Raw genomic sequence first — 6096 nt, 5'->3', positions numbered from 1 at the left:
TGTTTGGCCTAAGTTTTCGCAGCGAGTGACCCCTGGCTTTTTGAGAAGATACAAACTGAAAGGGTTTGATAATGTAGTCTACCCCCCCTGCTTCAAACGCTTTGACCTTGTCTTCTGGTTGTTGCAACGCACTGAGAAAGATTATGGGAATGTCACTGGTTTGAGGGAACTGTTTGAGTTGTTGACAAACTTCATAACCATCGAGATCGGGCATTTTGATGTCTAGGAGAATGATGTCAGGGGGCATAGTCCTTGCCTCCCTTATTGCCATATCTCCACTGCTAGCGGTTCGTACTTCGTACCCAGCTTTTCTCAAAATAGTTGACAATATACGAAGATTTGTGGGCTTATCATCGACGATTAGTATATTATCAGGACACCGAGGAGTGTGGACATTAATCATGAATGAAGGTAGTTTTGTTATTCAATTTTCGCAGTCATTGTAGTGAAGCTTAAAGCTATTAACTATTTGTTAGCCTAATCACTTATTATAATCTACTATCTGATTAAGGTAATACTTTTGACTTTTTATTTCTGACTTTTAACTTCTGAAAGCCACTTTGTGAGCAAATTCGGTTATTCTAATGCAAAAATATGGTCTGTACTTCCTTTTGCCTTTCTGAGAGAGTTTAAATTTTCAGCTTGTCTTCTGCAAGACAAGATAGGAGATAGTTGGAAGTTAGGGAACTGTTATAACTATGACAGACTTATAATAATTGATCAAGGTTATCGAGGATAATACTCCACATTTTTCCATTGCGATAATTTTAAACTTTTATAGCCACCCACTGTTAGCTATAAATTAATTAGCTGTTAACAAGTTATTAACAAAATAAAAAATCAAGAAAAAGATTAAGTTTATTAAAAATTTTCAATGGTCTACAAAACCGAAAATTATAATAAAAAGCAATAATTATAATTTCCTAAACTTCAGGAGCAGCGGAGTAAATAATGATTAACAAAAACCCCATTAAAGTTGAAGATGATCGCACAGGTTTAGAAATCCCAACTTTGCGACGAGCGATCCTAGATAACTTATTCTATATTCAGGGAAAATTTCCTGAAATTGCCACTAAAAATGACTTTTATTTAGCTTTAGCTTATACCATCAGAGATCGCCTCCTACAACGATGGTTGAATACCATACAAACTACACTAAAAAAAGATGTCAAGAAGGTTTGTTATTTATCAGCAGAATTTTTAGTTGGACCTCACTTAGAAAACAATTTAATCAACTTAGATATTGCTGAAAAAGTCAAACAAGCTGTAACAGAATCCGGTTTGAATATCAAAGAATTAATCGAAACAGAAGAAGAACCAGGACTAGGTAATGGGGGTTTAGGGCGTTTAGCTGCTTGTTATATGGACTCTTTATCCACCCTAGAAGTACCAGCTATTGGTTATGGAATTCGCTACGAATTCGGTATTTTTGATCAGGAAATAAAAGACGGTTGGCAAGTAGAAATAACCGACAAATGGTTACAGTATGGAAACCCTTGGGAAATTTGTCGCCCTGAAGCTTCTGTTACAGTTAATTTTGGTGGACATACTGAACCTTATACCGACGGACATAACGAGTTTCATGTCCGTTGGGTTCCCGAATATGTAGTTAAAGGAATACCTTATGATACTCCTATTACTGGTTACAAAGTTAACACAGTAAACACCATGAGATTATGGCGATCAGAAGCTTGTGAATCTTTTGATTTTCAACGCTTCAATGTGGGAGATTATTACGGTGCAGTGGACGATAAAGTAAGTTCAGAAAATCTAACAAAAGTTCTTTATCCTAACGATGAACAAATAGAAGGTAAAGAATTAAGATTAAAACAACAATACTTTTTCGTATCTTGTTCCCTTCAAGATATGATTCGTATTCATTTATTAAATAACCCCAATTTAGACAATTTTTATGAACAATGGGCAGTGCAATTGAACGATACTCATCCGGCGGTTGCTGTAGCTGAATTGATGCGTTTATTAGTTGATATTTACGAATACGAATGGGGAAAAGCTTGGAAGATTGTTGAAAAAACATTTGGCTATACCAACCATACTTTATTACCAGAAGCTTTAGAGAAATGGCCTATAGAAATTTTTGGTCATTTATTACCCCGTGTTCTTGAAATTATCTATGAAATTAATAGTCGTTTCTTGGAGCAAGTTCGCATTAAATTTCCTAACGACGATAGTAAAATTTCTGCTCTTTCTATTATCGATGAAAGTGGGGAAAGATACGTCAGAATGGCTCATTTAGCTTGTATAGGTTCCCATCATATTAATGGGGTGGCTGAGTTACATTCTCAATTAGTAAAAGATACTATTCTGCACGACTTTTATCTTCTTTGGCCTGAAAAATTTACTAATGTGACAAATGGTGTTACTCCTCGTCGTTGGGTGGTTCAAAGTAACCCCCGTTTGAGGGAATTAATTACTTCAAAAATCGGTGATGGTTGGATAAAAAATTTACAAGAATTAAAGCAATTAGAAAGTTATGCAGAAGATAAATCTTTTCGTCAGAAATGGAGAGAAGCAAAACACGCAGTTAAACAAGATTTAGCTAATTACATTCAACAAAAGGTGGGAATTAATGTTAACCCCGACTCTTTATTTGATGTGCAGGTTAAACGTATTCACGAATACAAACGGCAACATCTAAACGTCTTACACATTATTACTCTGTATAAGCGTCTCAAGAGCTATTCTAACCTAGATGTTCCTCCCCGGACCTTCATTTTTGGTGGTAAGGCAGCCCCAGGTTATTTTATGGCCAAACGTATCATTAAATTAATCACAGCAGTGGCAGATGTGGTTAATAATGATCGGGATATAGGCGGTCGTTTAAAGGTAATTTTCTTACCAGACTATAACGTTACTTTTGGTCAAAGAGTCTATCCAGCAGCGGATTTATCGGAACAGATTTCTACAGCAGGAAAAGAAGCATCTGGTACTGGAAATATGAAATTTTCTCTCAATGGTGCTTTAACTATCGGTACTTTAGACGGGGCAAACGTAGAAATTCGTCAGGAGGTTGGAGCCGAAAATTTCTTCCTATTTGGATTAACAACACCAGAGGTTTTAAACCTAAAAGCACAGGGTTATGTTCCCCGTCGTTATTATGCTTCTATTCCTGAATTAAGAGGTGTATTAGACTTAATTAGTTCTGGTTTCTTTTCTAATGGTGATTCCGAACTATTTATGTCTGTTGTTGATAATTTACTCTACGATGATCCCTATCTTTTATTGGCAGATTATAAATCATACATCGAATGTCAAGAACAAGTTTCTCAGGCTTACAAAGACCAGGAAAATTGGAGTAAAATGTCTATCTTAAATGTAGCAAGAATGGGTAAATTTTCTAGTGATCGCTCTATCCAAGACTACTGTAATAATATTTGGAATGTTCAACCTGTTCCCATCGAACTCAAAGATTATGTTCAAAAAGATGCACAACTAAGTGTTAACTGAGTATGAGCTACATTAATATAAAAGGGAAGTCAATTCTTCCCTTTTTTGAAATAGTATTTCTTTGCTAATAATTCCCAGTCTTGTGAATATATTGTCTATGAAAAACCAGGAAAATTACCCCACCGAAAAACAAAAAATGCTCAATGGAGAGTATTATTATGCTTTTGAAAAAATCTTATTAGAGGAAAGAAAAAGAGCCAAACAACTATGTCAACAATTGAATGATATACCGGATAGTGATCCCCAAGAAAGAAGTAACATAATTAAACAGTTATTCAACACAAATAAAGAGGTATGGATAGAATCCCCTTTTCGATGTGACTACGGCTATAATATTACCGTTGGAGATAACTTTTATGCTAACTTTGGCTGTGTTATTCTCGACTGTAATTTAGTGACAATTGGTAATAATGTCAAATTAGGTCCTTGTGTACAAATTTATACAGCAACCCATCCTATCAACCCACAAGAAAGAATTTCTGGGAAAGAAATGGCCTATCCTATTACTATTGGGGATAATGTTTGGATCGGTGGTAATTCGATTATTCTTCCTAAAGTAAACATTGGCAATAATAGTGTCATTGGTGCAGGAAGTATTGTGACTAAAAACATTCCCGATAATGTTGTTGCAGTGGGTAACCCCTGTCGTGTTATTAAACAAATTCCTCAAACATTATAGATTATCAATTTTCATTTTAGAATAGTGAAAAAATTAGTTAAATATTAATACTTTTCTAGAATAAAATCTGGTAAATTATACACCCTAGAGAACTAAATGATCATGTTTGACAAAATTTTTGTACCTAACCCTTCCGCTGAACAACCCACACCCATTCGTCCCCGTAAAGGAGTTCTTATTGGTGTTGGACAAGTAGGAATGGCTTGCGCTTATTCCCTCTTAATTCAAAACTGTTTTGATGAGTTAATTTTACAAGATATTAACCAAGAAAAAGTAACTGGAGAAGTCATGGATCTCATGCACGGAATGCCTTTTGTTTCTCCTACAGAATTAAAAGGCGGTACAGTTGCTGATGAAGGTAAAGATGCGGATATAGTTATCATTACTGCAGGAGCGGCTCAAAAACCAGGAGAAAGTCGCCTAGAATTGGTGAGCAGAAATGTTAATATTTTTCGTAGTATTTTAGCCGATGTTGTTAAATATTGTCCCGATGCTATCTTATTAATTGTTAGTAATCCTGTGGATATTATGACCTATGTAACTTTAAAAATAACAGGTTTCCCTAGTTCACGGGTAATAGGTTCAGGAACTGTTTTAGACACAGCTAGACTGCGTTCTTTGATTGGGAAAAAACTTAATATCGATTCTCGAAGTGTTCACGCCTATATAATGGGAGAACACGGAGATAGCGAGTTTCCTGTGTGGAGTATGGCCAGTATTGGGTGTGCAAAAATAATTCCTGATACCTGGGAAAATCTGTCTCAAAATGACAAAGACGAATTAAATTCTATTTTTAGCCAGGTTAAAAATGCGGCTTATGAAATTATTAATTTAAAAGGGTATACATCCTACGCCATTGGGTTAGCGGTTACAGACATTGTGAAAGCTATTGTTCGTTCCCAAGAAAGAATTTTAACCGTTAGTACCCTAATTAATGGCTTGTACGATATTCACGATATTTGTTTAAGTATTCCCGCTGTTGTTAATGAAAGAGGTATCCTAAAAACTGTGAATTTATCTCTTAATGAACGAGAGAAAAATCAACTAATTAATTCTGCTCAAGTATTGCAACAAGTATTTGAGCAACTTAAATTATAATTGCTCAAATTCACTCGACCTAGTTATTATCTTACTCATCTGAGCTTCCTATGAACATTACTGAGAAAATTGAAAACATTTTTCCTGAATCTAATGGTGTACCTTCTCAATTTCAATTAAATAGTTATATCGAACAAAAAGAATATTTAGTTGATGGAACCTTAAAAAACTGGGAAGGAGAAACAGAAGAAAGTGTCTCTCCAATATATCTGAAAACAGAACAAGGATTCGTTCGTAAAACCATTGGATATTTCCCATCTTTAGACGAAGAAACTGCTCTATCTGCCCTAGAAGCAGCTGTTAAAGCTTACAATCACGGTAGGGGAAAATGGCCAACCATGTCCGTTAGTCAACGGATCGAATGTGTTCAAGAATTTGCCTACCGAATGAAAGAAAAGCGCGAGATAATTGTCAATTTATTGATGTGGGAAATTGGCAAATCCTATAAAGATTCTTGCAAAGAATTTGACCGTACCGTAGATTATATTGAAGATACCATCGACGCACTAAAAAACTTAGATCGTGTCTGTTCTCGTTTTGAAATTGCTCAAGGGGTAATAGGACAAATTCGTCGCGCACCTTTGGGAGTGGTACTAAGTATGGGACCAGCAAATTATCCCTTGAACGAAACTTTTACCACTTTAATTCCGGCTCTAATTATGGGCAATACAGTGATTGTTAAAGCCCCTCGTCCTGGAGTATTATTAAACTACCCTTTATTGGAAGCATTTAAAGAAGCGTTTCCCCCAGGTGTGGTTAATACGGTGTATGGAAAAGGAAGAACAATCACTCCACCGTTGGAAGCTTCTCAAAAAGTCTGGGGGGACTCGCCGAAAGTTAGGGGACAAAGA

Annotated in this window: 5 protein-coding genes; 4 read left to right on the top strand and 1 reads right to left on the bottom strand. The window is 35.8% G+C overall.

The window, feature by feature from the left end:
* Nucleotides 1-403: response regulator (locus P9B04_RS12710; protein WP_342055362.1), on the bottom strand; the 403-nt coding region annotated here is incomplete at its 3' end.
* A gap of 548 nt (nt 404-951) precedes the next feature.
* Here P9B04_RS12710 and P9B04_RS12705 point away from each other — a divergent pair.
* The 4 genes from P9B04_RS12705 to P9B04_RS12690 all read left to right on the top strand — a co-directional run.
* Nucleotides 952-3468, top strand: coding sequence for a glycogen/starch/alpha-glucan phosphorylase (locus tag P9B04_RS12705; protein WP_342055361.1), 2517 nt, complete (start codon nt 952-954; stop codon nt 3466-3468).
* 97 nt (nt 3469-3565) lie between these two features.
* Complete coding sequence (locus P9B04_RS12700) at nt 3566-4147, top strand: sugar O-acetyltransferase (protein ID WP_342055360.1); 582 nt, start codon at nt 3566-3568, stop codon at nt 4145-4147.
* Nucleotides 4148-4249: 102 nt separating this feature from the next.
* Nucleotides 4250-5245 (top strand): L-lactate dehydrogenase, encoded by a 996-nt coding sequence (locus P9B04_RS12695; protein WP_342055359.1) that lies wholly within the window; start codon nt 4250-4252, stop codon nt 5243-5245.
* Nucleotides 5246-5295: 50 nt separating this feature from the next.
* A partial coding sequence (locus P9B04_RS12690) for an aldehyde dehydrogenase family protein (RefSeq protein ID WP_342055358.1) occupies nt 5296-6096 on the top strand: 801 nt, incomplete at its 3' end.

Origin of the sequence: Crocosphaera sp. Alani8 (genome assembly GCF_038442745.1) — a bacterium.
Lineage (GTDB): Bacteria > Cyanobacteriota > Cyanobacteriia > Cyanobacteriales > Microcystaceae > Crocosphaera.
Note: the sequence above shows the minus strand (reverse complement) of the source record. Positions and strands in the feature narration are given on the sequence as shown.